Origin of the sequence: Caballeronia sordidicola (assembly GCF_000729995.1) — a bacterium.
Classification (GTDB): domain Bacteria; phylum Pseudomonadota; class Gammaproteobacteria; order Burkholderiales; family Burkholderiaceae; genus Caballeronia; species Caballeronia sordidicola_A.
The window spans coordinates 120,185-144,353 of the sequence record NZ_JNFG01000201.1 but is presented as its reverse complement, the minus strand read 5'-3'; the positions used below and the strand labels follow the sequence as shown (position 1 = coordinate 144,353).

General features: G+C 59.9%; 24 protein-coding genes and 1 pseudogene. 11 read left to right on the top strand and 14 right to left on the bottom strand.

Features of this window, described 5'->3' with window-relative positions; translation table 11 throughout:
* Positions 1–99 precede the first annotated feature (99 nt).
* The 3 genes from FH08_RS0139405 to FH08_RS53770 form a co-directional block, all read right to left on the bottom strand.
* Complete coding sequence (locus FH08_RS0139405; protein ID WP_031363617.1) at positions 100–594, bottom strand: HU family DNA-binding protein; 495 nt, start codon at positions 592–594, stop codon at positions 100–102.
* Positions 595–1,087: 493 nt separating this feature from the next.
* A complete protein-coding gene (locus FH08_RS54085) occupies positions 1,088–1,645 on the bottom strand; it encodes a phospholipase D-like domain-containing protein (RefSeq protein WP_326929007.1) in 558 nt (185 codons plus the stop codon).
* Between the two features lie 170 nt (positions 1,646–1,815).
* Positions 1,816–2,082 carry a hypothetical protein gene (locus FH08_RS53770; protein ID WP_075583439.1) on the bottom strand — a complete coding sequence of 89 codons (267 nt, stop codon included), beginning with the start codon at positions 2,080–2,082 and terminating at the stop codon, positions 1,816–1,818.
* A gap of 447 nt (positions 2,083–2,529) precedes the next feature.
* On the opposite strand from FH08_RS53770, the gene FH08_RS0139395 reads away from it, so the two are divergent.
* From FH08_RS0139395 to FH08_RS50920, 3 genes are all read left to right on the top strand, one after another.
* Positions 2,530–3,153, top strand: a complete 624-nt coding sequence (locus FH08_RS0139395; protein WP_031363616.1) for a LysE family translocator — start codon at positions 2,530–2,532, stop codon at positions 3,151–3,153.
* A 317-nt stretch (positions 3,154–3,470) separates the two neighbouring features.
* Positions 3,471–3,635: a hypothetical protein gene (locus FH08_RS52765; protein ID WP_160172547.1), complete on the top strand. Its 165-nt coding sequence runs from the start codon at positions 3,471–3,473 to the stop codon at positions 3,633–3,635.
* 252 nt (positions 3,636–3,887) lie between these two features.
* A complete protein-coding gene (locus tag FH08_RS50920) occupies positions 3,888–4,049 on the top strand; it encodes a DUF1328 family protein (protein ID WP_031363615.1) in 162 nt (53 codons plus the stop codon).
* A 149-nt stretch (positions 4,050–4,198) separates the two neighbouring features.
* Here FH08_RS50920 and FH08_RS0139380 read toward each other — a convergent pair whose 3' ends face one another.
* A complete protein-coding gene (locus tag FH08_RS0139380; RefSeq protein ID WP_031363614.1) occupies positions 4,199–5,947 on the bottom strand; it encodes an Ig-like domain-containing protein in 1,749 nt (582 codons plus the stop codon).
* A gap of 407 nt (positions 5,948–6,354) precedes the next feature.
* Entirely contained in the window at positions 6,355–7,764 is a 1,410-nt protein-coding gene (locus FH08_RS0139375; RefSeq protein ID WP_031363613.1) for a PLP-dependent aminotransferase family protein, read from the bottom strand.
* Positions 7,765–7,936: 172 nt separating this feature from the next.
* On the opposite strand from FH08_RS0139375, the gene FH08_RS0139370 reads away from it, so the two are divergent.
* A complete protein-coding gene (locus FH08_RS0139370; RefSeq protein WP_031363612.1) occupies positions 7,937–9,265 on the top strand; it encodes an aspartate aminotransferase family protein in 1,329 nt (442 codons plus the stop codon).
* A 338-nt stretch (positions 9,266–9,603) separates the two neighbouring features.
* Here FH08_RS0139370 and FH08_RS0139360 read toward each other — a convergent pair whose 3' ends face one another.
* The gene (locus FH08_RS0139360; protein ID WP_031363610.1) at positions 9,604–10,323 is read right to left on the bottom strand and encodes an ArsR/SmtB family transcription factor; all 720 of its coding nucleotides are present in this window, start codon (positions 10,321–10,323) and stop codon (positions 9,604–9,606) included.
* 127 nt (positions 10,324–10,450) lie between these two features.
* On the opposite strand from FH08_RS0139360, the gene FH08_RS0139355 reads away from it, so the two are divergent.
* Together FH08_RS0139355 and FH08_RS0139350 are read left to right on the top strand one after the other, a co-directional pair.
* Positions 10,451–11,848: an MFS transporter gene (locus FH08_RS0139355; RefSeq protein ID WP_031363609.1), complete on the top strand. Its 1,398-nt coding sequence runs from the start codon at positions 10,451–10,453 to the stop codon at positions 11,846–11,848.
* A 188-nt stretch (positions 11,849–12,036) separates the two neighbouring features.
* Entirely contained in the window at positions 12,037–12,618 is a 582-nt protein-coding gene (locus FH08_RS0139350) for a DNA-3-methyladenine glycosylase (RefSeq protein WP_031363608.1), read from the top strand.
* Positions 12,619–12,783: 165 nt separating this feature from the next.
* On the opposite strand, the gene mmsB is transcribed toward FH08_RS0139350, so the two are convergent.
* The 3 genes from mmsB to chvE form a co-directional block, all read right to left on the bottom strand.
* Positions 12,784–13,974 (bottom strand): multiple monosaccharide ABC transporter permease, encoded by a 1,191-nt coding sequence (gene mmsB, locus FH08_RS0139345; RefSeq protein ID WP_051888887.1) that lies wholly within the window; start codon positions 13,972–13,974, stop codon positions 12,784–12,786.
* A complete protein-coding gene (gene mmsA, locus FH08_RS0139340) occupies positions 13,967–15,523 on the bottom strand; it encodes a multiple monosaccharide ABC transporter ATP-binding protein (RefSeq protein ID WP_031363606.1) in 1,557 nt (518 codons plus the stop codon). Before mmsA ends, mmsB begins: the two co-directional genes overlap by 8 nt.
* 68 nt (positions 15,524–15,591) lie before the next feature.
* A complete protein-coding gene (gene chvE, locus FH08_RS0139335; RefSeq protein ID WP_031363605.1) occupies positions 15,592–16,653 on the bottom strand; it encodes a multiple monosaccharide ABC transporter substrate-binding protein in 1,062 nt (353 codons plus the stop codon).
* 966 nt (positions 16,654–17,619) lie between these two features.
* Here chvE and FH08_RS0139330 point away from each other — a divergent pair.
* Positions 17,620–17,826, top strand: a complete 207-nt coding sequence (locus FH08_RS0139330) for a type II toxin-antitoxin system VapB family antitoxin (RefSeq protein WP_031363604.1) — start codon at positions 17,620–17,622, stop codon at positions 17,824–17,826.
* Positions 17,823–18,203 carry a type II toxin-antitoxin system VapC family toxin gene (locus tag FH08_RS0139325; protein WP_031363603.1) on the top strand — a complete coding sequence of 127 codons (381 nt, stop codon included), beginning with the start codon at positions 17,823–17,825 and terminating at the stop codon, positions 18,201–18,203. The genes FH08_RS0139330 and FH08_RS0139325 overlap by 4 nt, the downstream gene beginning before the upstream one ends.
* A 210-nt stretch (positions 18,204–18,413) precedes the next feature.
* Here FH08_RS0139325 and FH08_RS0139320 read toward each other — a convergent pair whose 3' ends face one another.
* The gene (locus FH08_RS0139320) at positions 18,414–19,211 is read right to left on the bottom strand and encodes an alpha/beta hydrolase (RefSeq protein WP_031363602.1); all 798 of its coding nucleotides are present in this window, start codon (positions 19,209–19,211) and stop codon (positions 18,414–18,416) included.
* Between the two features lie 61 nt (positions 19,212–19,272).
* A pseudogene (locus FH08_RS48955) lies at positions 19,273–20,180 on the bottom strand (LysR family transcriptional regulator).
* A 174-nt stretch (positions 20,181–20,354) separates the two neighbouring features.
* Here FH08_RS48955 and FH08_RS0139310 point away from each other — a divergent pair.
* The gene (locus tag FH08_RS0139310) at positions 20,355–21,119 is read left to right on the top strand and encodes an SDR family oxidoreductase (protein ID WP_031363601.1); all 765 of its coding nucleotides are present in this window, start codon (positions 20,355–20,357) and stop codon (positions 21,117–21,119) included.
* 8 nt (positions 21,120–21,127) lie between these two features.
* Here the strand turns inward: FH08_RS0139310 and FH08_RS0139305 are convergent, their stop codons facing one another.
* The gene (locus tag FH08_RS0139305) at positions 21,128–21,472 is read right to left on the bottom strand and encodes a hypothetical protein (protein ID WP_031363600.1); all 345 of its coding nucleotides are present in this window, start codon (positions 21,470–21,472) and stop codon (positions 21,128–21,130) included.
* A 174-nt stretch (positions 21,473–21,646) separates the two neighbouring features.
* On the opposite strand from FH08_RS0139305, the gene FH08_RS0139300 reads away from it, so the two are divergent.
* Both FH08_RS0139300 and folE read left to right on the top strand, forming a co-directional pair.
* The gene (locus tag FH08_RS0139300) at positions 21,647–21,871 is read left to right on the top strand and encodes a hypothetical protein (RefSeq protein ID WP_031363599.1); all 225 of its coding nucleotides are present in this window, start codon (positions 21,647–21,649) and stop codon (positions 21,869–21,871) included.
* Positions 21,872–21,969: 98 nt separating this feature from the next.
* Positions 21,970–22,626 (top strand): GTP cyclohydrolase I FolE, encoded by a 657-nt coding sequence (gene folE, locus FH08_RS0139295; RefSeq protein ID WP_035568441.1) that lies wholly within the window; start codon positions 21,970–21,972, stop codon positions 22,624–22,626.
* 26 nt (positions 22,627–22,652) lie between these two features.
* Here folE and epsC read toward each other — a convergent pair whose 3' ends face one another.
* Together epsC and FH08_RS0139285 are read right to left on the bottom strand one after the other, a co-directional pair.
* The gene (gene epsC / locus FH08_RS0139290) at positions 22,653–23,612 is read right to left on the bottom strand and encodes a serine O-acetyltransferase EpsC (protein WP_031363597.1); all 960 of its coding nucleotides are present in this window, start codon (positions 23,610–23,612) and stop codon (positions 22,653–22,655) included.
* Between the two features lie 134 nt (positions 23,613–23,746).
* Positions 23,747–23,992, bottom strand: a complete 246-nt coding sequence (locus tag FH08_RS0139285) for a hypothetical protein (protein ID WP_031363596.1) — start codon at positions 23,990–23,992, stop codon at positions 23,747–23,749.
* Positions 23,993–24,169 lie beyond the last annotated feature (177 nt).

Below are 24,169 nucleotides of genomic sequence, written 5' to 3'. Positions count from 1 at the left end.
AAATGGCCGGTTTCCTCACGGAAAACCGGCCATTTTTTTTCGACTACGGTTCGCCTCTACTCCTGCACTGCCATAGTCCTTCGATACTGTCCCGTCAGCTTACGCTGCAGCGTCCTTCAACTTCTTCAACGCACGTGCCTTGATACGCACGCTCGCCGGCTTCGCGTCGAACCAACGGTCTTCACCCGAGAACGGGTCCTTGCCGAAGCGCCGCTTCTTCGCCGGCACAACTTGCGCCGAAATCTTCAAGAGACCCGACAGCGTGAACTCGCCTGCGCCCTTCTTGTGAACCGCGCCGAGGATGGTGTCCTCGAGTGCCGACAGGACGGCCTTCACTGCTTTCAGGTCGACAGTCGCACGGTCCGACAGATGCGCGGCGAGCGATGCCTTCGTGAACGTGTCCTTGATCGGCGACAGCGTTGCCGTCGTCTTCACAGCTGCTTTCTTCGCCACAGTAGCCGGCGTCGATGCAGCCTTCTTGGCAGCGACCTTCTTGACGGGCGCTGCTGCAGTCTTCGTTGCAGTCTTCGTTGCAGCTTTCGGAGCAGCTTTGGTCGCAGCTTTCTTGGCAGCGGTTTTTGCGGAAGTCGGCATGTTTCTCCTACCTGTTGAGGTCAGTGTTTTTAGAATACGGCCGCGTGAATGCATCCGTACCAAGGCCGGATTCTACAAGCGCCATTGAACTTCGTGCGAGTCTTTTTGCGTTTCTAAGCCTTTTTTTAAGGGGTTTTCGTTACAAGCGTCTGTTTTAAGGCGACAAGGATAGCTGTGCGATCAACGGATAGTGATCCGATGCCACCGCGCCCAAGCAAACGTCGATGCACATCGACCCGTACGAGACGCTCGCCCGCATGCACCCGGATGCGCTCCAGAGCGAACATCGGATAGCGTGTTGGAAAGGTCTTGGGCGAGCGTGCGCGATAGAAACGCGAGACAGCCGGCGCAGCGTCCGGCTATAAATAAACCAGTCGCTGAGGTCCCGGAGAAGGATCACCGGCATGACCGGAGTAGCAAAACTTTGCAACACTTGCTCGACCAGTGCGCGTCTTTCACTCGATGCCAGCCCCAGACGCATTGCGACAACACGCTACGTCTCACCGTCGCAATCGATGTCTTTCGTCCAATGCAAGGCTGCCGCTAAACCAACGATCGCCAGCGCGAGCATCTCAGGCAACGCGAACCGCCCACTCAAACGACGCAGCTTTTCGACCGGCACAAATTGTTCGACAAGTTCGTCCGGCTCGGCCGGCTTCTCAGGATCGATCAACGCTTCAAGCGGGACGAGCTGGTCGCTATCGGGGGAGCCAGTGGGATTCGGACGCTCGGGGGTTCGATGTTGCGCCGGACTCTTCAGCAAGACGGCGATCGCTTCGTTCATGCTGCGCCGTTCACTGATTTTCCGCGCGAGCGCCTCCGGTTTACAGCCGGGATGCTCGGCGAGCAGCGCGTTGCGCATTAATGCCAGCGCGCCCTGAATGCGCGGATCGCCGCTTGCATCGATCGCCATATTGCATTCAGTGTCGAGCACCATCGAACGATTGTTGAGATTCGCCGATCCGACCAGCAGAAGTTCGTCGTTGATCAACATCAGTTTCCTGTGCACGTTAATGCAACCCGTTACGAACTCCGACACGCTCGGCGACATCAGCCGATACCGGTCGTCCACATCCGCTTGCGTGAGCAATCCATGCAGACGTTCGCGGCGTCGCTGTCGAACATCGTGTGGAATCGTGGAAGATTGATACGGTTGCTGGTTCACATCGTGGCGCAGCGGATGCGCAGCGGCATGCGCAGGCGTATCTCAGCGCGAACGCGTCAGATCAAGGCCGCCGACCGATCCGAGCTTGTCGTCGATCGCCACCCTCTTCTGGTAGTGTGATCCCCCATCCGATGCTTGCCATCCATCTGGAACGCGACCCGCCGCTGGGTTCGCCATCCCATCTTGCAGAACGAATAAAGCACCACGAAATCCCACACGAGAATGTAAATGCGAAGCCGTTTTCGGCTCGCCGCGACATCATGCAGGAACTCGCCGAGCGCATCGGCGCAGCCGTCGTCCGAGCCATCGGGCGTCAGTTTCATGCAGCTATCGATATCCGCGCCGAGGATAAAACACCGTGTGCTGCATACGCGTGATCGCCTCCCGAAGGACACGAAAATAATCCGAGCCATCGATTAACAAACTAAAACGATCAGCATACCGAACGCTATCGCAATTGCGGCCCGGTTGAAAAAACGCTTCGGTGCTCATGCAGCCACCTGGTTCGAACGGATTCTTGAACAGATTGGCCGTACGCAAAACCACGGAAACCTTGGAACGCGGAGTGGATCGTGACGATGAAGTCAGGGTTCACATGAGGAATTTTCCAGATCGCCGTGCCCATTGCGCGCTGCGCAAAACGCTGCCTCACCGTACAGGAAATGATCCGACTATCTGTACCGGTACTGTACAGATCAGTTCTCATACACTGACGCTCACGGACTTTTAGCCCAATCCGTTCGCGCTCTATTGAAACCCCAGGAAATACCATGCATCTCGACACTGCCGCCTTACTGACCGCACTCCCGGCCGCAGTGCTGTTCGCGCTCGTTACCACCATCACACCCGGGCCGAACAACACCATGCTGCTCGCATCGGGCGTGAATTTCGGGTTGCGCCGCACGGTGCCGCACGTGCTCGGCATCAGCGTGGGCGTCGCCATCCTGATGGTGCTGGTCGGTCTCGGCGTGGGGCAGGCATTCGCGCGTTTCGCCTGGGCGTACACCGTGCTTGAAACGTTAAGCGTGGCGTACCTGCTGTATCTCGCGTGGAAGATCGCGACCTCGTCGACCATGCAGGTTCGCGACGGCGAGCGCCGGCCCATGCGGTTTATCGAAGCAGCCGCGTTTCAGTGGATCAACCCGAAGGCGTGGATGATGGTGCTTACAGCCGCGACCACTATCCATTTGCATTCGAGCTTTTCGCTGAATGCCGTCTTGATGGCGGTGGTGTTCATCGTGGTTGGATTGCCATGCATCACCATGTGGGCCGCGTTCGGCACGTCCATGCGGCGGCTTCTCACGCAACCACGCTGGCTGCGCGCTTTCAACTGGACGATGGCTACGCTGCTCGTGTTGTCCTTGTATCCAATCGTCGAGCGCGCGTTGGCGTGATGAGTGGGTGACGTCGTGACGTGTTAGCGGACGGATTGAAGCAGTCACGTAACCACTGGTTCCGGCGTTGCACTCGGGGCGAGCTGATTTGCAGGTTCCGGCTTCAGATCCAGCCTATTTTTTCGTAGGCGGCGCATACTGGTCCATGCCTGCCGTCGCGCAAAATATGCAGCCTGATTGCAACTTTGGCCGTAAAAAGCGGCAAGAAATGCGCACACTCCGTTATCCCGGGGATCGACAGGCATGTACGAAGCTTGCTGCCCGATCAACTCGCGCCGCTTTTGGCGCGGCTTTGAAATCTCCCAAGGAGTTATGCCATGTCTGGAGCAAACCGCCCGTCCGGTCCTGCAACACGCAAGTCCCTCGATCTCGCCGACCAAATTGAACGCGATGAACTCGAGAACCAACTGCCGGATGCGCTAAACCACGCCGACGAAGACGACCTCGACGACGAACCCGACACCGGCAAGCCCCGCCGATAACATTTCTCTTCCCTTACCGCGCCCGTTGGCGCGTCTCCAAGGCCGCACTCGCGCAACGCAGTGCGGCTTTTTTGTGCGTGGATCTTTTTGCGCCCTATTTTCCGGAGTGGAGGGTCTTGGGCACGAGGGTTGCTCTAAGTTCGGCGTCGCGGCATACCGCAGCACCGAGCGACACATTTAACGCAGTCAAGGCGGCGAAGGCGTAAAGCCAGCACGCAGACCAATCAAACAATCGACCCTCTGGAGGGCTTCATGCTTCGATACGCTGTCATCTTTTTCATCATCGCGATCATCGCGGCATTTTTTGGCTTCGGCGGTATCGCGAGTGGTGCAACCGAAATTGCGAAGATCCTGTTCTTCATCTTCATCGTGATCTTCCTGGCAACGTTGTTGCTGGGTGTGTTCCGGCGATGAAGCCTCGGCGTCCATGATTTCAATGGACGCCGCTGAACATATGCAAAAAAGCGCGAGCATGCTCGCGCTTTTTTGTTATTTGGTCACAACACTACTCGTTGTGACCGTGCATCACCGGCTTCCCGTGATTGCAGAGCCGGTTGTCGTCATTAGTGCAATACGATCTGCGTGCCCTGCTGTACCAGCAATTCAGCATGCGCACCAGAATGCTCATAGACGTTGTACGTCACGCCACTGACCTGTGCCGTGCCGTGATTCTGCCACTCGCCTTCCGCCAGACCCGCGACATGCGAATTCGACAGATCGACGGTATCGCCCTCCTTACCGTTAACCACGAGCTGCTGCTTACCGTCTTTTTGGAACAGGTCCTGCTCGCCGGCATTCAGCACATCGACCAGAGAAAGCTTGAGGACTGCGTGCTGGGCGGTGACGTCAATCGCATCGGCGCCAGACGCCTTCGCTGCAACCGGCTTCGCTGCGAGCGAAGCCAGATCGATCATGCCGTGATCGCTGGTTACGTGCAGGACGCTTGCGGTTTCGCCCGGTGCAGCCGCGTGGGTGGACGATTGAGCAGGATCGGCGACCACTTCGTGTCCGGTCACGCTTGCGGCATCGCTGTGATCGCCGGTCTCCGATACGTGCATGACTGACTTGAGGACCGGCGTCTCGATCAAGAACAGGAAGTACGCGGAGGGAGCGCCCGCCACGCCTGCTTTGGTGAACTCGACGGCGGACAGGTTATGCACGGTTGCTGTCATTGGGTCCGCCGGCTGAACCGTCCATTGGCCGCCGCCGGAAACCTCGCTGCTGCCGACCAGGGTGGTGCCGTCATACAGCTTGACGATATGTCCCGGCTGACCCGAGCCACTGATGACAGGGCGGGTTTCATCGGTTGTGCCACCGGCAGGGATCGGCCCAGTCACTGAACCTGTGTTGTCCATGACGCTGGTGATGGAGGGGGCGGATGGCGTACTGGTGTCAATGAGAAGCACGGTCGCGGTGATACTCATATCACCTGTCGTGCCAGCTTTGTTTGTAGCCGTCACTTCAAATGCTTGCATACCGTCGCGCAGCGCGACTTCGGGTCGAACTGACCAGGTGCCATCTGACGCGACGACGGCCGATCTGATGCTGCCTAATCTGGACTCAATTAGTGTGATTATGTCGCCCGGGTGGCCTGTGCCGAACACCGTCGGACGTGCATCGTCGGTCCAGGATGAGAAATGTAGCAAACCTTGAATCGGGCCCACATTGTCCATCACGCCAAGCACTACGGGCACAGCTGGCGTGGTGGTGTCAAGTGTGAAGGTGGTGTGATCCGACTCCGGGCTGTGCGCACCTGCGGCGTTCGTTTCGATTGCGTACACATCGTGCTGACCGTCGACCAACTTGGTTACCAGTTCGATCGACCACTTGCCCGTGCTGTCCACTACCCCCGAGCCAATCACGTGTACACCGTCGAACAGCGTAACCGTGTCACCAGGCTTACCGGTTCCGGTAGCGGTTGGTTGCGAAATAGCTGTCGTTCCGCCAGCAGGAATAGTCGCATCCCGATCGTTCGCTAAGGCGGTCACCACCGGCGCCTCCAACGTTGCGAGAGTGACCGTCACGGACACCGGGGTCGACGACGCGCCGTAATCGCCTTGGCTATCCATTGAGATCGCCGTGAACTGATGAACCCCAACCTTGAGATCGGCTGACGGTTCGAACGCCCAGGAACCATCCGCTGAAACGGTCGTGCTACCGATCATGCGCACTCCATCGAATACGTTGACGATCGTGCCTGCGTCGGCCGTGCCGTTAATGATGGGCCTGGTGCTGTCTGCGATTCCTCCGCCGGTTGCCTGACCGACCGACACGATGATTGCCCTGTGACTATCGTTGGCTTGTAGCGCCATGGTTATGCCTCTTTTTATAGGTTAATGGACAGGCGGAGCGCCGGGACCAAACTCCCGAAGCCCTGCCTCGACACGGAAATTGCTGCTCGAAGGCACGCGTATGACCGTGTCGGCAAGTGTCGCGTCATATTTCGCAATTAAATATACGATTATTCCTATAATTGAAACAATTGATCGGATTTCAACCGAACGATGAGCAATAGCGCGACGTCAAATAGTTTTATTCAGAATAAAAGGGAAGGCCCTTTCCATTTGTCAGGGCGAAACAGCGAGGTTGTGCTGGACACAGAAATAACCGGTAGCCGCGGCTTGCGTTTCTTGCCGGCCGCTCTTGAACCAAGACACGCAAAGAAGGGGTAATGCCAACATCGACGCGCCGCCTGACAGCGAAATCAGGCACTCACACCCTAGCGTTCGACCCACTTCTCGATAAACCCCCACAACGCGTCATCGGTGGAATACGGCACGTTGAACCGAAACCAGCTGCTCGCGGCATCGCCCGGACGGAAGTACGAACCCGGCGCGAGCCAGATTCCATCCTCCAGCGCCTGCGTTGCCAGTTCGCTCGCGTGCTCGGGCTCAACCGGCAGCCGCGCCCACACGAACAAGCCAGCACGCGGCCGATGAAACAGCTCGAGCCCGAGCGCGTCCATCCGGTCCTCGACCTGCACGTGCGCGTCCTTGAGTTTGTCGGTGATCGATTCCACGTGGCGTGCATAACGCCCCTCCGTCAGCACTTTCTCGACAATCCGTTCCGTCGCCGCCGATGAAGTCAGCCCCACCGCCATCTTGGTACGCGCCAGTTCACGCAGCACGTCACGCTCGGCGACCACATAACCGCAACGCAATCCCGGCGTGATCGTCTTCGAAAATCCGCCGACATACAGCACACGGTTCAAGCCTTCCATGGCGGCGAGAAGCGGTGCACCGGGCGGCGCGAGCTCGCGGTTCACATCGTCTTCCACCACCCACAGGCCATAGCGTTCCGCGATCTGCAGCAGGCGGAACGCCGCCGCCATGCCGAAGGTCGCCCCGGTCGGATTCTGCAGCGTCGTGTTGAGAAAGATGGCCTTGGGACTATGCTCGATCACCAACTGCTCAAGCACGTCGTTGTCGATTCCTGCCGGCGTGCGCGGCACGCCTCGCACGACCAGCCCACCCAGTTGCAGGATCTGCAGCAGATTGCAATAACCTGGATCTTCCACAATGACCGTATCGCCGGGGCGCAGCAGCGTGCGCACAATCAGGTCGAGCGCCTGCGTCGCCCCCGCGGTCAGCAACACGTTCGTGGCCGGGTCAGCGGGCAAACCATAGCGGTCCAGTTGCTCTGCAATCCGCTCGCGCAACGGCGCAAAACCGTACGGGTGCCCGTAGTCAGCCATGCGCGCCGCCGGCACGCGGCTGATCGAGCGCAACGCGTGATGCAGGCCGCTCTCATTGACCCATTCGTTGGGCAACCAGCCGCAACCGGCCTTGATCGGCACGGAATGGTCAGCGAATACATCGGACAGAAGCCAGGTCGCGGTGAGGCTCGGTGGCTGCCATGCCACAGCCCGCTTGTGGACGGTCGGCGCCCGCGCCGCTACCCGGTACCCAGAGCCGCGCCGCGCGACGACAAGGCCCATGGACACAAGGCGTCCATACGCTTCCGTTACCGTAAAGGTACTCAGCCGCTCCGCCTGCGCAAGCTGGCGTACGGAAGGCAGCAACGCGCCCGCTCGCAGCGCCTGCTGCTCGATAGCGCCGGAAAACGCCCGCACCAGTTGCTCGACAAGCGTCGCTTGCGCGCGGTCGCGGTCCAGTTGAAGTTCGATCATGAATTGGCAAGAAGAGGATGATGAGCGTCAATCAATGGTCCACGCTTGGCGACCAACAGACCAATACAGTTTGCACCATTTTGCCAGCACAGTTCTCCCCGCGACAGGTCAACTGTCTATGCCGCGGGTTTTTATCGAGGACTACATTGCGTGTTCTAACAGGAGATTTCCCATGACTTCGCGCCCCGTCATCGACGACCTCTCGTCGTTCTGGATGCCCTTTACCTCCAATCGCCAGTTCAAAGCTGCACCGCGCCTGATCGAGGGCGCCAAGGGCATGTACTACCGCGCGACCGATGGCCGGGAGATTCTGGACGGCTGCGCCGGCCTGTGGTGCGTGAACGCCGGTCATTGCCGCGATGAAATCGTCGCCGCGATCCAGCAGCAAGCCGCCACGCTCGACTTCGCGCCGACCTTCCAGATGGGCCACCCGCTCGCGTTTGAAGCGGCCACGAAGGTCGCGGCGATCATGCCGGAAGGGCTCGACCGCATCTTCTTCACGAATTCCGGCTCCGAATCCGTCGATACCGCGCTGAAAATCGCCCTCGCTTATCACCGTGCACGTGGCGAAGGCCAGCGCACGAAGCTGATCGGCCGTGAGCGCGGGTATCACGGCGTGGGTTTCGGCGGCATCTCGGTTGGCGGCATCGGGCCGAACCGCAAGACGTTTTCAGGCGGGCTGCTGCCGAACGTCGATCATCTGCCGCACACGCACGCGCCTGAGCACAACGCGTTCTCGAAGGGACAGCCGGCATGGGGCGCGCATCTCGCCGATGAACTCGAACGCATCGTCGCGCTGCATGATGCATCGACTATCGCTGCCGTGATCGTGGAACCGCTGGCGGGATCGACGGGCGTGCTCGTGCCGCCGCAGGGTTATCTGCAAAAGCTGCGCGAGATCTGCACGAAGCACGGCATCCTGCTGATTTTCGATGAAGTCATCACGGGCTTCGGCCGCCTGGGCAAAGCGACAGCGGCGGAATATTTCGGCGTGACGCCGGACCTGATGACGCTGGCAAAAGCGATCAACAACGCCGCGATCCCGATGGGCGCCGTGGCCGCGCATCGCAACGTGCATGACACGATCGTCAATGCGGGCGCGGTGAACGGCATCGAGTTGTTCCACGGTTACACGTATTCGGCGCACCCCATGGCCGCCGCCGCCGCGATCGCCACGCTCGACCTGTATGCACGCGACCAGTTGTTTGTGCGGGCGGCATCGAAGGCGCCGAAGTTCGAGGCCGCTGCTCATGCGTTGCGCGATGCGCCCCACGTGAAGGACGTGCGCAATCTCGGCATGGTGGCGGGTGTCGAACTGCAATCGCGCGATGGCGCGCCGGGTGCGCGGGCCTACGAAGCGTTCGTGAAATGCTTCGAAGCGGGCGTTCTGGTGCGTTACACAGGCGATATTCTTGCGTTCTCGCCGCCGCTGATTATTGAAGACGACCAGATCGAGCAGATTTTCAGCACGGTGCGCAAGGTGCTCGAAACGGTCAAATAGCGCGGTTTTCACTGCCGCTTGCGGTCACTGATCGACGCGGCATACAAGCCAGGCGTGCAAGCCATATTTGCAAGCCTGAAGGCCGTTCTGGTTGATCCGGAACGGCCTTTTTTCGTGGCAGCGCTGCAAATGCGCCGCGAACTCCACTCTGGCGCGCGTTCCGTGCCGCAGCCGATTTCGACGCTGCCTTCCGCCGCGTCAAACAGGGCTTGTTCTATGACATCCAAGTCGAGCCGCACTCCGGCGCGCTGACCAAGAATGAATTGAAGAATTAAGCCTGTTGTACCTGTTGCGATAAGCCAGCCCCCCCCGCGCGGTTCGCGCCGGTGCAGTCCCGATTACCCACTGGCCTGCACCGCTCTCTCGTCCACGCCAAGTTGCTCTTTCAACCCGGCCCATCCCTTCGGCGTGACCTGAACGGCACGCGAGGACTTGGAACGCCGGACCCATCCGATCGCGCAAAGCCGGCTCATCAATTCGACGCCCAAAGGTCCAGCCAGGTGATGCCGCCGCTCGGTCCAGTCGAGGCATTGCCGCGCGAGCCCGCGCCGGGTCGGTTCCAACGCCGCCACGTCCAGGCCCATCGACCTGAACCATCCCATGCCGTCATGCGTCACTTCGAACTGTTTATCCGCCACGGCAGAAATCAACCCGCGATCCTGCAATGCCTGCGTCACCGCTACGCCGAGACTGCCGGCGAGATGGTCATAACAGCATCGCGCGAACTGCAATTCCCGGGCTTCCCGGCTGCGTGGCATTCGATGCACCGCGCCACCCTGCACGCCCGGCGCAATCGATGCAAGATTTTCCAGCGCCAGCGCAACGTGCGAACCGGCGAGGCGATAGTACCGATGCCGCCCCTGCGTTTCCACCGACAACAACCCGCCAGCGAGCAGTTTTGCGAGATGCGAGCTCGCCGTCTGGGCGGTCACGCCGGCCGCATAGGCCAGCTCGCCTGCGGGCTGTGCGCGTCCGTCGGCGAGCGCCATGAGCATGGTGGCGCGAGTGGGATCGGCGATCAGGAAAGCGGCCGACGAGACCGCGGGATGACGAGACATGCGAACTCTCCGATTGAACCTCGCCATGATAGTCCGGCCACCTGTCCGCATGCTTCGATACGCGTCGAAGCTTGTGGCGCCACAACGTCCCTACACTGGATTTCCCGTCTCTCTGCGAAAAACTCCTGTGCCCGACACCCGAACGCTTCAGCGACGCGTCCTCGCTGCGACCAGCATCAGCTATATCGTCGTTATCCTTGATACGTCCATCGTCAACGTTGCGCTAGGCAGCATCGACGATGCGCTCGCGACCAGCACAGAGGGCCTTCAATGGGTCGTCAACGCGTACACGCTCAGCTTCGCAAGCCTGCTGTTGACCGGCGGCGCGCTGGGCGACCGGCTGGGCGCGAAGAACGTCTATTTCGCCGGCCTCGCTGTGTTCACGCTGGCGTCCGCGCTCTGCGGTGTCGCGCCTAACCTTGCCGCGCTGATCGGCGCGCGCGCGTTGCAAGGGATCGGTGCATCGATGCTGGTGCCCTGTTCGCTGATGCTCATCAACCGCGCCTACACCGACCCGGGCGAGCGCGGCCGCGCGATCGGCCTATGGGCGGCGTGCGGCGGCGCAGCGATGGCCGGCGGTCCATTGATTGGCGGCATCCTGATCCATGCGTTCGGCTGGCGCAGCATCTTCCTGGCGAACCTGCCGATCGGATTGATCGGCTTGTGGCTGACATCGCGGGTCGCAAGCACTGACCGCGTTGACCGTGTTGACCCTGCACCGGCGACGCGCCATCTCGATCTCGCCGGTCAGGCGACAGCCATCCTCGCCCTGGGAATGTTGATCGCCGTGCTGATCGAAGGGCACTCGTTCGGCTGGCGCTCGCCGTGGATCTCGAGCGGTATTGCGCTGAGCGTGCTTGCGGCGGGAAGCTTCATCGCGATCGAATCAAAGCGCTCGCAACCGATGCTCCCACTGTCCTTATTCAGCAACCTGATTTTTTCCAGCGCTGCGTTCGTCTCGATGGTCTCCGCAATGACGTTCTATGGCCTGATCTTCACACTCAGTCTTTATTTCCAGCAAGTTCGTGCTTATTCGCCGTTGCTGACCGGCCTCGCGTTCTTGCCGCTGACGGCGCTGGTGACCGCGGGCAGCATGTCGGCGGCGTGGTTCGTGAGGATGTTTGGACCGCGCCGGCCGATCTGTATCGCGCTGGTCATCTATACGATGGGCTTCCTTGGAATGCTGATGTCGACGGATACTTCGCCGTACTGGCTCGTCGCGCTCCCCATGCCTGCGATCGGATTTTTCGCGGGCCTCATTACGCCGATGGCGACGCGTTCGCTCATGGATACCGTCGATAAAAACCGCGCCGGGATTGCGGCCGGTGTGCTGAACTCGGCGCGGCAGACAGGCGCTGCGCTGGGTGTCGCGATTTTTGGCGCGATGCTCACGACGCCGGGTCAGTTTGAGCGGGGCATGCATACCGCGATGGCGATGGCCGCGGCCGTGTCGCTGACAGCGGCGCTCGTCTGGTGGTTTGCATCGAAAGCGATGACGCGGGAGCGGATCCGCCAGGCGGTCTGAGAATTCGAATAAGCGTGGCTCTGCTGACACCTTGGAAATTCTGCTGAAGCTTGGCGCCAAGTACCGCGTGGATTCACGCACGCGGGTGGACGGAAAAAACCAACGACGGCAAAATCGGGCGCTGAACATCTGCTGCAAACGACGATCCGGTCCACTGCGGCGGACTCGCACAATGGCCCTGTCAAACGATGCCCAAATCATCCCGCATTGCAGTACCTATCGACTTTAGCGCGCCGTCAGATCAAGTCGCGCGCCGCCTGATCGGCGCGATCTTCACCGTCGATGGCGTCGGCGGCAGGATCGTGGAGACAGAAGCCTACGACCCTGAAGATCCGGCTTCGCATACCTTCTCCGGGCCCACCCCGCGCAACGCCGTCATGTTCGGTCCGCCCGCCCACGTGTATGTATATCGTTCGTACGGTATTCACTGGTGCCTGAACTTTGTTTGCCGTGAAGAAGGCCACGGTGCGGGGGTGTTGATCCGCGCGATCGAACCCCTTACCGGTCTCGACGCCATGCGCCAGCGGCGCGGCCTCGAACCAGCAAAGCTGTTGTGCTCGGGACCGGGTCGCGTCGCGCAAGCCCTGGGCATCACGCACGCAAACAACGGCATGTCGCTGCTTGAAGCGCCGTTTCACATCGAGGCGCCGGAGGAGGACTATCCGCTCGCGACCGGGCCGCGCATCGGCATCACGAAGGCGATCGATGTACCCTGGCGCTTCGGGCTCGCCGGATCGAAATTTCTCAGCAAGCCATTCCCGAAGGTCTGATCAAACACCGAGGTAACGCGTGTCGCGCAATTGGCATGCACCCGCGAGGATCAACCGTCAGTCTGGATCGCGCCTACGGTTGCCGGGGACAACCGCCCGGCCATTTTCAATCGCGGCCTGACCCCGAACATCCCCAAGAACCCCCGCGGGCGAAATCGTGCCCCGTCAGGCGCGGTTACGGTTGTAGACATCAAGAAACACCGCCGACAACAAGACGATCCCCTTGATCACTTGCTGGTAGTCAATGCCAATGCCCATGATCGACATGCCGTTGTTCATCACGCCCATGATGAAAGCGCCGATCACCGCGCCCACCACCTTGCCCACGCCGCCGGAGGCCGATGCGCCGCCGATGAAACAGGCCGCGATCACATCGAGCTCGAAGCCGAGGCCAGCCTTCGGCGTTGCGGTGTTCAGGCGTGCCGCGAAAATCAGACCCGCCACCGCCGCGAGCACGCCCATGTTCACGAAGGTCAGGAAAGACAGGCGCGCAGTGTTCACACCCGACAGACGTGCCGCCTTCTCGTTGCCGCCCAGCGCATAGATACGGCGGCCGATCGTCGTGCGATTGGTCACAAACTGGTAGATCAGGATCAGGACGGCCATCAGGATCAACACGTCAGGCAAGCCCTTGTACGTGGAAAGCAGCCAGACCAGATAGGTGACGGCGCCCGCGAACAACACGTTCTTCACCACGAAGAACGCGACCGGTTCGACGTCCATATCGTGTGCCTGTGCCTTGCGGCGCTTGCGCACCTCGGCTGCGACCAGACCCAGCGCCAGGATGACGCCCACGATCAGCGACAGCACCCGGAAGTCCGTGCCACCGAACGGATCAGGCAGAAAGCCCGTGCTGATCCGCTGGAATCGCAGCGGGAACGGCCCGACCGATTGGCCTTCCAGCAGCGCGAGTGCAAGCCCCTTGAAAATAAGCATCCCCGCCAGCGTCACGATAAACGACGGAATGCGCGCGTAAGCCACGAACCAGCCCTGCGCCGCACCAATCAACGCCCCCACCAGCAGCGCCACGATGATCGTCGGCACCACGGGCCATGAGTGCTGCACGATCAGCACCGCGGCCAGGCCGCCGATAAAACCGCTGACCGATCCGACGGACAGGTCGATATAGCCGGCCACGATCACGAGCAGCATGCCCAGCGCCATCACAATGATGTAGCTGTTCTGCAAAACCAGATTGGTGATGTTCAACGGCTGCATCAGCACGCCGTCGGTCTGGTACTGGAAGAATCCCATGATGACGACCAACGACAGCAGCAGGCCGTAGTCGCGCAGATTGTTCTTTAGAAAGCCGAGTTTCATGAAATGGCCTTGATTCGATGTAGATAGGTCACGCATGACCGGCGTTCACGATGGCGCGCATGATGCGCTCCTGGCTAGCTTCGTTTCGATCGAGCTCGACCACGAGCCGACCTTCGTTCATTACGTAGATGCGGTCGCACATGCCAAGCAGCTCCGGCATTTCGGAAGAAATCATCAGAATGCCTTCGCCCTTGCGCGCCAGCTCGTCAATGATGGTGTAGATCTCGTATTTGGCCCCGACATCGATACCCCGCGTGGGTTCATCGAGAATCAGCAGACGCGGCTTCGTAAACAACCACTTGCTCAGCACGACCTTCTGCTGATTGCCGCCCGAGAGATTGACCACCCGTTGCTGGATACCCGAACTGCGGATGCGCAACGATTCGCGATACTGCTGCGCAACCTTGGCCTCCGCGTGTTCATCGATCACACCGAGATCGGACACTTCGGCGAGGTTGGCGAGCGACACGTTTTTGCGGATTTCCTGCTCGAGGATCAGGCCATACCCCTTGCGATCCTCGGTCACATAGGCAATGCCATGCTTGATAGCCTTGCCGATGGTTGATACATCCACTGCCTGGCCGTCGATCAGCACCTGTCCGCTGATCCGCCGGCCATACGAGCGCCCGAAGATACTCATGGCCAGTTCGGTGCGGCCCGATCCCATGAGCCCCGCGATGCCGACCACTTCGCCCTTGCGTACTTTCAGGTCGATGCCCTTGATGACCTCGCGCTCCGAATACTGTTCGTGGAACACATGCCAGTCGCGTACTTCGAAGATCACGTCGCCAATCTGCGGCTCGCGCTGCGGATAACGGTGTGCCATGTCACGGCCGACCATGCCGCGAATAATGCGATCCTCGCTGATCTCGCTTGCGGAGCAGTCGAGCGTCTCGATCGTGCTGCCGTCGCGGATGACGGTAATCTGATCCGCGACTTGCGTTATCTCGTTGAGCTTGTGCGAAATGAGGATGCAGGAAATGCCTTGTGCCTGGAGTTCGAGCAGCAGTTTCAGCAGCGCGGCGCTATCGGTCTCGTTCAGGCTCGCAGTGGGTTCGTCGAGGATCAGCAGCTTCACGCGCTTTGATAGCGCCTTGGCAATTTCCACCAGTTGCTGCTTGCCGACGCCGAGCTTTCCGACGGTCGCATCGGGCGACTCGTTCAGACCCACGCGCCGCAGCAATTCGCGCGTGCGCTTATGCGCCGCGTGCCAATCGATCACGCCGCGATGCGCCTGTTCATTGCCCAGGAAAAGGTTCTCGGTGATCGAGAGCATTGGCACCAATGCCAATTCCTGATGAATGATGATGATGCCGCGCTCTTCGCTTTCGCGGATGTCCGTAAAGCGTTGCACCTGCCCTTCGAAGTGGATTTCACCCTCGTAGGAGCCATGCGGATACACACCGCTCAGCACCTTCATGAGAGTGGACTTGCCCGCGCCATTCTCACCGACGACCGCATGGATTTCTCCAGCTTTGACCGTCAGATTGACGTTATCGAGTGCTTTGACACCCGGAAACGTCTTGGTGATGCCGCGCATGGACAGGATGGTTTCGTCCGCCACGCTGTCTCCTGAATTTGTCATGTTTTGCAGGGTCCGCCAGCCGGAGCGCGCGTGGCGTCTCCGGCGACAGACTTGACTTCGTTATTGCCTTACTTGACCTGCGCTTGCGTGTAGTAGCCGCTGTCAATCAGGATCGGCTTCCAGTTGGAGCCATCCACCAGCACCGGGTTGAGCAGATACGACGGAACCACCTTCACACCGTTGTTGTAGGTCTTGGTGTCGGTAACCTCCGGCTGCTTGCCTTGTGCCATTGCGTCGATCATCGCAACCGTCACCTTGGCGAGCTGACGCGTGTCCTTGAACACGGTCGAGTACTGCTCGTTGTGCAGGATGGACTTGACCGAAGGAATCTCGGCGTCCTGGCCGCTGACGATCGGGCACGGCTGCTGAGCCGTGCAATAACCCACACCCTTGACCGATGACAGGATACCGATGCTCAGACCGTCATACGGGCTCAGCACGGCGTCGAGCTTGGCATTGCCGTAGTAAGCCGACAGCAGGTTGTCCATACGGGCCTGAGCGACGGCGCCATCCCAGCGCAGCGTACCGACCTTGTCCATGCCAAACTGCTTGCTGCGCACTACCAGCTTGCCGCTCTTGATGTACGGATCCAGCACGCTCATCGCGCCGTTATAGAAGAAGAAGGCGTTGTTGTCGTCGGGCGAACCACCGAACAGTTCGATATTGAACGGGCCTTTACCCTGTTTAAGACCGAGCTTGTCGACAATGGACTGCGCCTGCAGCACACCGACCTTGTAGTTATCAAACGTCGCGTAGTAATCGACATCGGCCGTGCCCTTGATCAGACGATCGTATGCGATGACCTTGATGCCGGCATCGTGTGCCTTTTTGAGCACATCGGTCAGCGTCGTGCCATCGATTGCGGCGATCACCAGCACCTTCGGCTTCTTGGTGACCATGTTCTCGATTTGCGCGAGCTGATTCGGAATGTCATCGTCGCCGTACTGGAGATCGGTGGTGTAACCATCCGCCTGCAGATCCTTGACCATGTTATTGCCATCGGCAATCCAGCGTGCCGACGACTTGGTCGGCATGGATACAGCAACCAGCCCCTTGCTGTCGGCATGCGCGATACCGATCATTGGCAGCGCCATGGCCGCAATTAGGGTTTTCAAGAACAGACGTTTCATCGGTATGTCTCCTTTTGTGTATGAATGAGTGCCGTTCTGGCCGCAGTCCAGGCGGGCATATTATTAAAGCACCGCGGTTTTGATCTTGACTTGTCCGTGTCGGGCCCGCATACAACCGGTCTCGATGATGGTACGGAACTCGGCCCTTTAAGCCTCGGGTCGCGCGCACTCAAGCGTGCACCCGTTTTCGGTACTCGTCTCATCAAGCACGGAAGATCCAGATATTGGGAAAACGCATTCACGGCCGCCCGAGCAGCCTCGTAGACCTGCGCCCGGTCAGCGTGCGCGGGGCGATAGCCCCATGTGATGCCGGTGACGCCGCTAACCCCGCGCCCATTCATGTAATTCGTGTCTCCCGCCCCGGTCTCGCTTGTTTTGATTCTTGCCCCCAAAATGGGCTGGGAGCAAGTCTACGTCCGACGTCAGCATGCGTCCAATATAGAAAAAGGCTAACATCGATATCAATTTTGGTATAGCCCATTGCACCATCCATTCGATCAACCCTGTGCTCGAATGGTCAAGCTGGCGACGTACTGACCAGTGGCGCGCGCAGCAGGTCCACTATCGCCGCCGTGGCCGTACCCCGCCAGCCAGTTATTAACATCGATGGCTACGAACATCGCTCGTCAATTCTGCTGCGTTCGCACAATGTTTATGACGACCGGCCGTGAAGCGGTTCTATTCGTTGGTCATGTAAGGAATGCATACCATGACGCTATTTCTCCCCTTGCCGAGCTTATCGCGACACTACCAGAAAAGATCCAGTTAATCCGCCTGATCCTTCTCCCTATTTCCACTAAAAGACATCCGGCGAAAAAGCGCTCCTGTAACAGAATCTTGATACGTCCTTAGGCTTTTCCCGAAAGGGTTGCGTTGCAGAATTGAGGAGTTTTGCAACGCAGCACTGGTTGCCAAGATGTACATATTGAAACAAAATGATGCCACTATTGATGCGAGGAATTTCTGATGCGAACAACTGTCACCATTGACGATGCCCTTTACGAGAAGGCTTTGGAAATGGCCGACCCCGACATGGATAAAGCAGACATTTTTCGCGAAGCAATCAAAACCTTCGTGCGGGTCCAGGCTGCCAAACGCCTGGTGGCGCTCGGCGGCACCATGCCTGACATGCCGGATGTGTCGCGTCGCCGCTCGGACCCAGGTTCGCAATGAGGGTGCTCATCGACACATCGGTATGGGTAGACCACTTCCGAACCGGCAACGACGCGCTGGCTAACTTGATCGAGCGGGACCTCGCGCTTACTCACCCGTTGGTCGTGGGCGAAATCGCGTGCGGAACGCTCCCGGCACCTCATGTCCAGACGCTGGCGAGCATCGGCCTTTTGCAGCCTTGCAAACAGGCGAATCTCAGCGAGGTAATGGAGTTCATTGAGCGTGAAAAGCTGTATGGGCTTGGGTGTGGTTTGGTGGACATGTCGTTGCTGGCGTCTACACTGATCACTCCAGGCGCTGAGCTGTGGACGCTTGATAAGCGACTCACAGACCTGGCTGGGAGATTCGGTATCGCGCATCGACCGACGCTGCATTAGGAGTTTTGCAACACGTGTCGCGAAAGTCGGCGCAAGGAAGCGACAAGGAGCGGTGGACCGATTAATCGCGCCCGTTGCCTTGGCTGGGCCCGTCCAATCCAAGCGCCCTGGCTTCATGTTGCGCTGAGTGCGGACAAGGACGCTTTGCTTCCATGTGACCTCATTTCGAGGACGATAGCCGCTTCATTTGATAAGGGTTGCGAAGTACTTTCAACCCTGCATCAACTGCGCCAGCGCCCTGAGTTGCAAACCATCGGGGTTGGCGAGGTCGTAGAGAATGGAAAAATGGTCTGCGCCCGGTAGCGGCAAATAAGACACGTGCTCACCCGCGTCAACGCACGCGTGTGCATAGTCACGCGAATGGCGAATGAGTTCGGGCCGCTCCGCGTCGCCGACGCTGACGACCATCGGTGCACCTTGAGCCACGTGCCGCATTGGACTGAAGCGCGTGATTTCTTCCGCCGATAACCCGAGCTTGTCGTTCAGCCGGCCTGCGCTGATGGGTTCGAGATCGAAGAGGCCGCTGACAGGCAGCGCGTATTTGACCGCCGGATGAGCACGATGCATCGCGGTCAGATGACCGCCCGCGGAATGGCCACCCAGTATGAGCGTTGTATGGCCTTGCTCGACGAGGAAGTCGAGTAGCCGTCCGATCTCGCTCACAATTTGCGTCATCGACGCCGTGGGCGCCAGCGTGTATTCCGCTATGACCACGTTCATGCCGCGGGCAAGCGGTCCAAGTGCGACGAAAGCGCAGAGCTCTTTATCGCAGCTTTGCCAGTAACCGCCGTGAACAAAAACGAAAGTTGGCGCGGAAGATTGTTTGTCGCTCGATGCCGGGAAGAAGTCGAAACGCTCGCGGGGCGCGGGGCCGTACCTGACGTCGAGTTCACCGGCATGCGCTGCGTAGAAGGCCGCGCTGCGGGTCTTGAAGTCGGCGGGGGGATCGCCGTTGCTATAGGCTGCGTCGAGGGTCGCGCGGTCCATGGTGCGCCACGGGGATTGCATGCGGGTTATCTCCTGGAAGGGATGTTGTGTTTGAACGGAGTTTACAGGTTCCGAAGGGGTTTCAGCTTCTATCCCACGGCGCCACGCCTCCCAAGACCTCGACAAGATAATCGATCATGACCCTCACGCGCGAGCTTAAATGCCTCCGGCTTGGATACATCGCGAGTACGTCGATATCCGCCATATGGAAGGCCGGCATCAGCGCCACCAACCTCCCTGCCCGCAGATCATCGCCAACAATGAATGTTGGCTGCCAGATCACCCCCAGTCCGGCAAGCGCCGCCGAGCGCGCCGTATCGCCGTTGTTCGTATGCATGTGACAATTCACCCGAACGCCGTGCGGCTTTTCATCGGCGTCAAGAAACTGCCATTCGTCACCGCTCGCGGCATACGTATAACCAATACAGCGATGCTCGCCCAGATCCGCAGGCCGCTCCGGCAAGCGCAGTCCCGCCAGATACGTTGGCGACGCGCACAGCACATTACGCGACGCGGCGAGCTTGCGCGCTGCATTGCCCATCGACCCCGCGCGCGAAATGCGAATGGCAAGGTCAACGCCTTCATCGACAATATCCACCACCCGGTCGATCAGCGATACATCCAGCTCCACCTCGGGATACCGCCGCATAAACTCCGGCCATAGCGGCGCAAGCTGCAACACGCCAAAGCTGACTGGCGCGTTAATGCGCAACCGCCCTCGCGGCTCGGCGGTAGACGACGATACCAACCCCTCCGTCTCGGCGACGTCATCGAGTATGGCCACGCAGCGCTCGTAAAGCGCCCGCCGCCCGATGTCAGCGACAACCTGCGCGACGTCCGGTTCAATAGCCGCGTTCCCAGATGCCCCTCCAGCTCAACGATATAACGCGTCACGTTAGCCGGCGAGGTATCGAGCGCATCGGCGGCGCGTGTAAAGCTGCCGCGCTTGACCACGGCTACGAAGACCTCATAAGCGCGCAAGCGGTCCATTGAACGTCTCCGGTGCGGGTTGAGCGATTAGGCGTGACTCCGATTCAAGATTCACAAAAGCTGAACGATAAGACCATTTTCCGTGCCTGTTCGCAAGCTCCCGCTACGCTTACAGTGCGTCACATGGACCGGGGCATCGGGCGCCGGCCAAGCTGAACAGAACGGAGAAACATCATGAATCGACTGACAGGAAAGGTTGCCATCGTCACGGGTGCGAGCGCCGGTATCGGCCGCGCCACGGCCAAATTGTTTGCCGCCGAAGGCGCCAAGGTGGTCGTTGCCGCCCGGCGCGCGGCCGAACTGGAAACGCTGGTGGCAGAGATCAAGGCAGACGGCGGCGAAGCCGTTTATCTCGCGGGCGACGTGCAAACGGAAGAGTATGCAAAGGCAGTCGTCGCGCTGGCGATCGAAAAATTCGGCCGGCTCGACGTTGCTTATAACAATGCCGGCACGCTAGGCGAAATGGGACCGACCACATCCGTTTCGGTGGAGGGGTTCAACAACGCGCTCGCCATCAACCTGACCAGCGCCTTCCTCGGCGCGAAGCACCAGATTCCCGCCATGCTCGAACACGGCGGCGGGTCGATCATCTTTACATCGACGTTCGTGGGCTATTCGTTTGCGTTTCCCGGCACGGCTTCGTATGCGGCGAGCAAGGCCGGCCTGATCGGCCTCACGCAGGCGCTGGCGGCCGAATACGGCGCACAGGGTATCCGCGTGAACGCCGTGCTGCCCGGCGCCGTCGATACCCCGATGTACCGGGACATGAACGACACCGCCGAATCGCAAACCTTCATCACCAACCTGCACGCGTTAAAGCGCGTTGCAACGCCGGAAGAACTCGCGCGCTCGGTGCTTTATCTCGCCTCCGATGACTCCTCGTTCGTCACCGGCACGGCGTCGCTCGTGGACGGCGGCGCGTCGATCACGCGCACGTAAAAACAGTGTTATGCCGGAGGGGCCTGGCGGATCACAGTGCCATAAGCATTGCCATAGGTCTCTTCGATCCGCCGATCCTGCTCCGCAGGCGAGAACTGCTCCCACTCGATGCCGTTCACATCTCGCGTCTTCGCAAAACCAGCGGCTGAATCGTCTTCAAAGCCAATGTGCCCAAGCAATCCGGCTTGCGCCGGGTCCGGGTTTTCATTGATCGAGAAGTTCAGGAGGTCTGTTCGCCACATGGCATAGGCACCTGGCACGACTGCGGAGGGTGCCTGGCCGAGACGCTGCGTGTAGTCGGCAATCGATACATCGAGGTTGGCAACGGCAAGCGCAATGTGGAACCGTTTCATGGTCTGAGCCTGATAGTTGAAGGTGGTTAAGTGTCGGGCCACTCTATCTAACCCCCGCACGACAACCAGTTGGGCGTTTATCCCGGTATCGCGGATACCCCGTCCACCCGGCAACCCTCACGGATGGAACGGCTCTTGCGCCACTTTCCATGTCACTCACTCAAGGAGGGCGACATGACGGACAAGCAGACAGACACCAACTATGCAGGCCGATCGCAAGAAGAACGCCGGGCGCAACGCAAGGGCGAAAAACAGCGCGCGCAGGACCAACCCGGCGGTCATCTGGCGCAGGAAGGCACGGAACCGGACAAGCATCACAGCTCGGGCAAGCTGTCGGAGGAAGGAAAAAAGGTCTGGCAAACCGGCTCGGGAATCGATGGCGGCGGCAAGAGCGACTAAGGGCCGATAAAACCCGACATCCCACCGGGGTCTTCCAACTCGCAAAACGTGGAACAATGAGGGCTTAATGACTTTGCTACAAGCATCTGGAGCCCTCGATGAGCGCCACGCGCACCTCCCCCAACGCGTCTTCGGACATCCACGATCAAACTGATCACGCCGATCGTCCAAGCCGCGAAGAAGCTGAAGCCGCCGTTCGCGTTCTGATCCGCTGGGCCGGGGACGACCCGGCGCGCGAGGGACTTGTCGATACCCCATCGCGCGTCATCCGCTCTTATGAAGAGTTCTTCGCGGGTTATGCGCAGGATCCGCGCGAGATCCTCGCGCGCACCTTTTCCGAAGTGCAGGGTTACGACGAAATGATCGTGCTCAAGGACATCCGCTTCGAAAGTTACTGCGAACATCACATGGTGCCGATCATTGGCCGCGCGCACGTGGCGTATCTGCCGCGTGAGCGCGTTGTGGGCATTTCGAAGCTGGCTCGTCTTGTCGATGCTTTCGCGAAACGTCTGCAAATCCAGGAAAAGATGACGGCGCAGATCGCCGACACGCTGGAAGAAGTCCTGCAACCGCTAGGCGTTGGCGTCATCCTGGAAGCCAATCATCAATGCATGTCCACGCGGGGCGTGCATAAAGCCGGTGCGTCGATGGTGACATCGCGGATGCTGGGCACGTTCCGCGACGACCCTTCCACGCGCCGCGAATTCTTGTCCATCGTCGGACATTCGAGCGCATTCAGCGTGTCGAACAACTAAAAAAACTGACTAAGGCTTCCTGTCGTTCACGCGCCGCGGCTATCGTCCGGCGCGTCGCCTGCACTGCCTTCGCGAATCTTGCCTTGCGAGACGTTGCTGCCCGGCGGCACGCTATGCGTGAGCCACACGTTGCCGCCGATCACCGAACCGCGTCCAATGGTCACGCGTCCGAGAATGGTCGCGCCGGCATAGATGACCACCTCGTCTTCCACTACCGGATGGCGCGCGTTGCCCTTCACCAGCACGCCGTCGTTGCCCGCCGGAAAACTCTTCGCGCCCAGCGTCACTGCCTGATATACCCGCACGTGTTGGCCGATCACCGCCGTCTCGCCGATCACCACGCCCGTCCCGTGATCGATGAAAAAACTGGGCCCGATGGTCGCGCCCGGGTGGATGTCGATCCCTGTCGCCGAGTGTGCAATCTCGTTGATGAAGCGCGCGAGCAAGGGCACGCCGAGCTTATGCAAAGCATGCGCCAGACGATGATGCGTCATGGCCCAGACGCCGGGATAGCAGAGGAGGATCTCCGTGATGTGCTGCGCGGCAGGGTCGCCCGCGAACGCGGCCTGGATGTCGCTGACCAGGAGCGCCCGGATCGCCGGCAACTGCGAGCCGAATTCACGCGCGAGCCCGAACGCATGCATGCCGAGTTCGGCATCGCTCAGGTCGTGGTTTTCCGGCAGGAAACGCAAGGCACGGCGGATCTGTTCGGAGAGCAGGCGCAAGGTGCTCTCGAGCGTGTGGCCGACGTAATAATCCACGCTCTCGGCGGTCAGGTCGGCAGCGCCGTAATGAGTGGGAAACAACGCTGAGCGCAGCCCATTGACGATCTTCACGATCGCTTCGCGCGACGGCAATTCGCGGATTCCAAGCGGATGGCGGGTGCGATGCAGCTGTTCGCGCGACGCCCGCAAGTCGGCCACGATCTTGTCGAGGCCCCATTCTTGAGAGGGAAGTTGATGTTCTACGGAGACGGTCTTGGGCATGTCGGGAGCTTGGGCGGATGACGCCGCGTTGAACGGCACGATCTAAACGATCCCCCGAGATTAACCGTTTTTCTGCGAGACCGCCGCCTGTGCGCGAAGCCGGGTCAGGTGCGCTCAGGTGCGTTCAGGCGCGTTCAGGACTTGGGGTCGACCTTCACGTGGCTGGCATCGATCCATCGGACAGCCCAGTCACGGGCATGCGCGATGGCTTCGTCAGCGTTGCCAAAGCGCAGCTCGGCGGGGAAAAAACGATTGGCTACCAGTTCACCGTCGCTCGATCGCGAGATGACCACGTAGGGTTGGAAACAGCCGTCGCCCTGACGTGCCGGTGCACAATTGAGTAAATAGCCGCGATGTGAAAATGCCGCGTCATATTGCATGAGTCACCCTGATTTTAAGTGCCCCGCTGGATTCGCGATGGTCGTCTCCCGCTCGCTTGAAACGCGCGAATCCGGCAAGCGGCCCGAGGCCGTCCGGTGGCGCACGCAGGCCTGGCGAACAACAAATCATACTCTTGAGAAAACTCCCGTTGGGTCGAAAAAAGTCAATTTGGCTTA

Excerpts from the sequence above, each read along its gene's own strand:
- FH08_RS0139360 (WP_031363610.1), bottom strand. The coding sequence starts at position 10,323 with ATGTCTCGTCATCCCGCGGTCTCGTCGGCCGCTTTCCTGATCGCCGAT.
- FH08_RS50920 (WP_031363615.1), top strand. The coding sequence starts at position 3,888 with ATGCTTCGATACGCTGTCATCTTTTTCATCATCGCGATCATCGCGGCA.
- FH08_RS0139380 (WP_031363614.1), bottom strand. The coding sequence starts at position 5,947 with ATGGCGCTACAAGCCAACGATAGTCACAGGGCAATCATCGTGTCGGTC.
- FH08_RS0139395 (WP_031363616.1), top strand. The coding sequence starts at position 2,530 with ATGCATCTCGACACTGCCGCCTTACTGACCGCACTCCCGGCCGCAGTG.
- FH08_RS0139300 (WP_031363599.1), top strand. The coding sequence starts at position 21,647 with ATGACGGACAAGCAGACAGACACCAACTATGCAGGCCGATCGCAAGAA.
- FH08_RS0139320 (WP_031363602.1), bottom strand. The coding sequence starts at position 19,211 with ATGCAATCCCCGTGGCGCACCATGGACCGCGCGACCCTCGACGCAGCC.
- mmsB (WP_051888887.1), bottom strand. The coding sequence starts at position 13,974 with ATGCGTGACCTATCTACATCGAATCAAGGCCATTTCATGAAACTCGGC.
- mmsA (WP_031363606.1), bottom strand. The coding sequence starts at position 15,523 with ATGACAAATTCAGGAGACAGCGTGGCGGACGAAACCATCCTGTCCATG.
- FH08_RS0139285 (WP_031363596.1), bottom strand. The coding sequence starts at position 23,992 with ATGCAATATGACGCGGCATTTTCACATCGCGGCTATTTACTCAATTGT.
- FH08_RS54085 (WP_326929007.1), bottom strand. The coding sequence starts at position 1,645 with ATGTCGCCGAGCGTGTCGGAGTTCGTAACGGGTTGCATTAACGTGCAC.
- FH08_RS0139375 (WP_031363613.1), bottom strand. The coding sequence starts at position 7,764 with ATGATCGAACTTCAACTGGACCGCGACCGCGCGCAAGCGACGCTTGTC.
- FH08_RS0139325 (WP_031363603.1), top strand. The coding sequence starts at position 17,823 with ATGAGGGTGCTCATCGACACATCGGTATGGGTAGACCACTTCCGAACC.
- FH08_RS0139350 (WP_031363608.1), top strand. The coding sequence starts at position 12,037 with ATGCCCAAATCATCCCGCATTGCAGTACCTATCGACTTTAGCGCGCCG.
- FH08_RS0139310 (WP_031363601.1), top strand. The coding sequence starts at position 20,355 with ATGAATCGACTGACAGGAAAGGTTGCCATCGTCACGGGTGCGAGCGCC.
- FH08_RS0139405 (WP_031363617.1), bottom strand. The coding sequence starts at position 594 with ATGCCGACTTCCGCAAAAACCGCTGCCAAGAAAGCTGCGACCAAAGCT.
- FH08_RS53770 (WP_075583439.1), bottom strand. The coding sequence starts at position 2,082 with ATGAAACTGACGCCCGATGGCTCGGACGACGGCTGCGCCGATGCGCTC.
- FH08_RS0139370 (WP_031363612.1), top strand. The coding sequence starts at position 7,937 with ATGACTTCGCGCCCCGTCATCGACGACCTCTCGTCGTTCTGGATGCCC.
- FH08_RS0139330 (WP_031363604.1), top strand. The coding sequence starts at position 17,620 with ATGCGAACAACTGTCACCATTGACGATGCCCTTTACGAGAAGGCTTTG.
- folE (WP_035568441.1), top strand. The coding sequence starts at position 21,970 with ATGAGCGCCACGCGCACCTCCCCCAACGCGTCTTCGGACATCCACGAT.
- chvE (WP_031363605.1), bottom strand. The coding sequence starts at position 16,653 with ATGAAACGTCTGTTCTTGAAAACCCTAATTGCGGCCATGGCGCTGCCA.
- FH08_RS0139305 (WP_031363600.1), bottom strand. The coding sequence starts at position 21,472 with ATGAAACGGTTCCACATTGCGCTTGCCGTTGCCAACCTCGATGTATCG.
- FH08_RS52765 (WP_160172547.1), top strand. The coding sequence starts at position 3,471 with ATGTCTGGAGCAAACCGCCCGTCCGGTCCTGCAACACGCAAGTCCCTC.
- epsC (WP_031363597.1), bottom strand. The coding sequence starts at position 23,612 with ATGCCCAAGACCGTCTCCGTAGAACATCAACTTCCCTCTCAAGAATGG.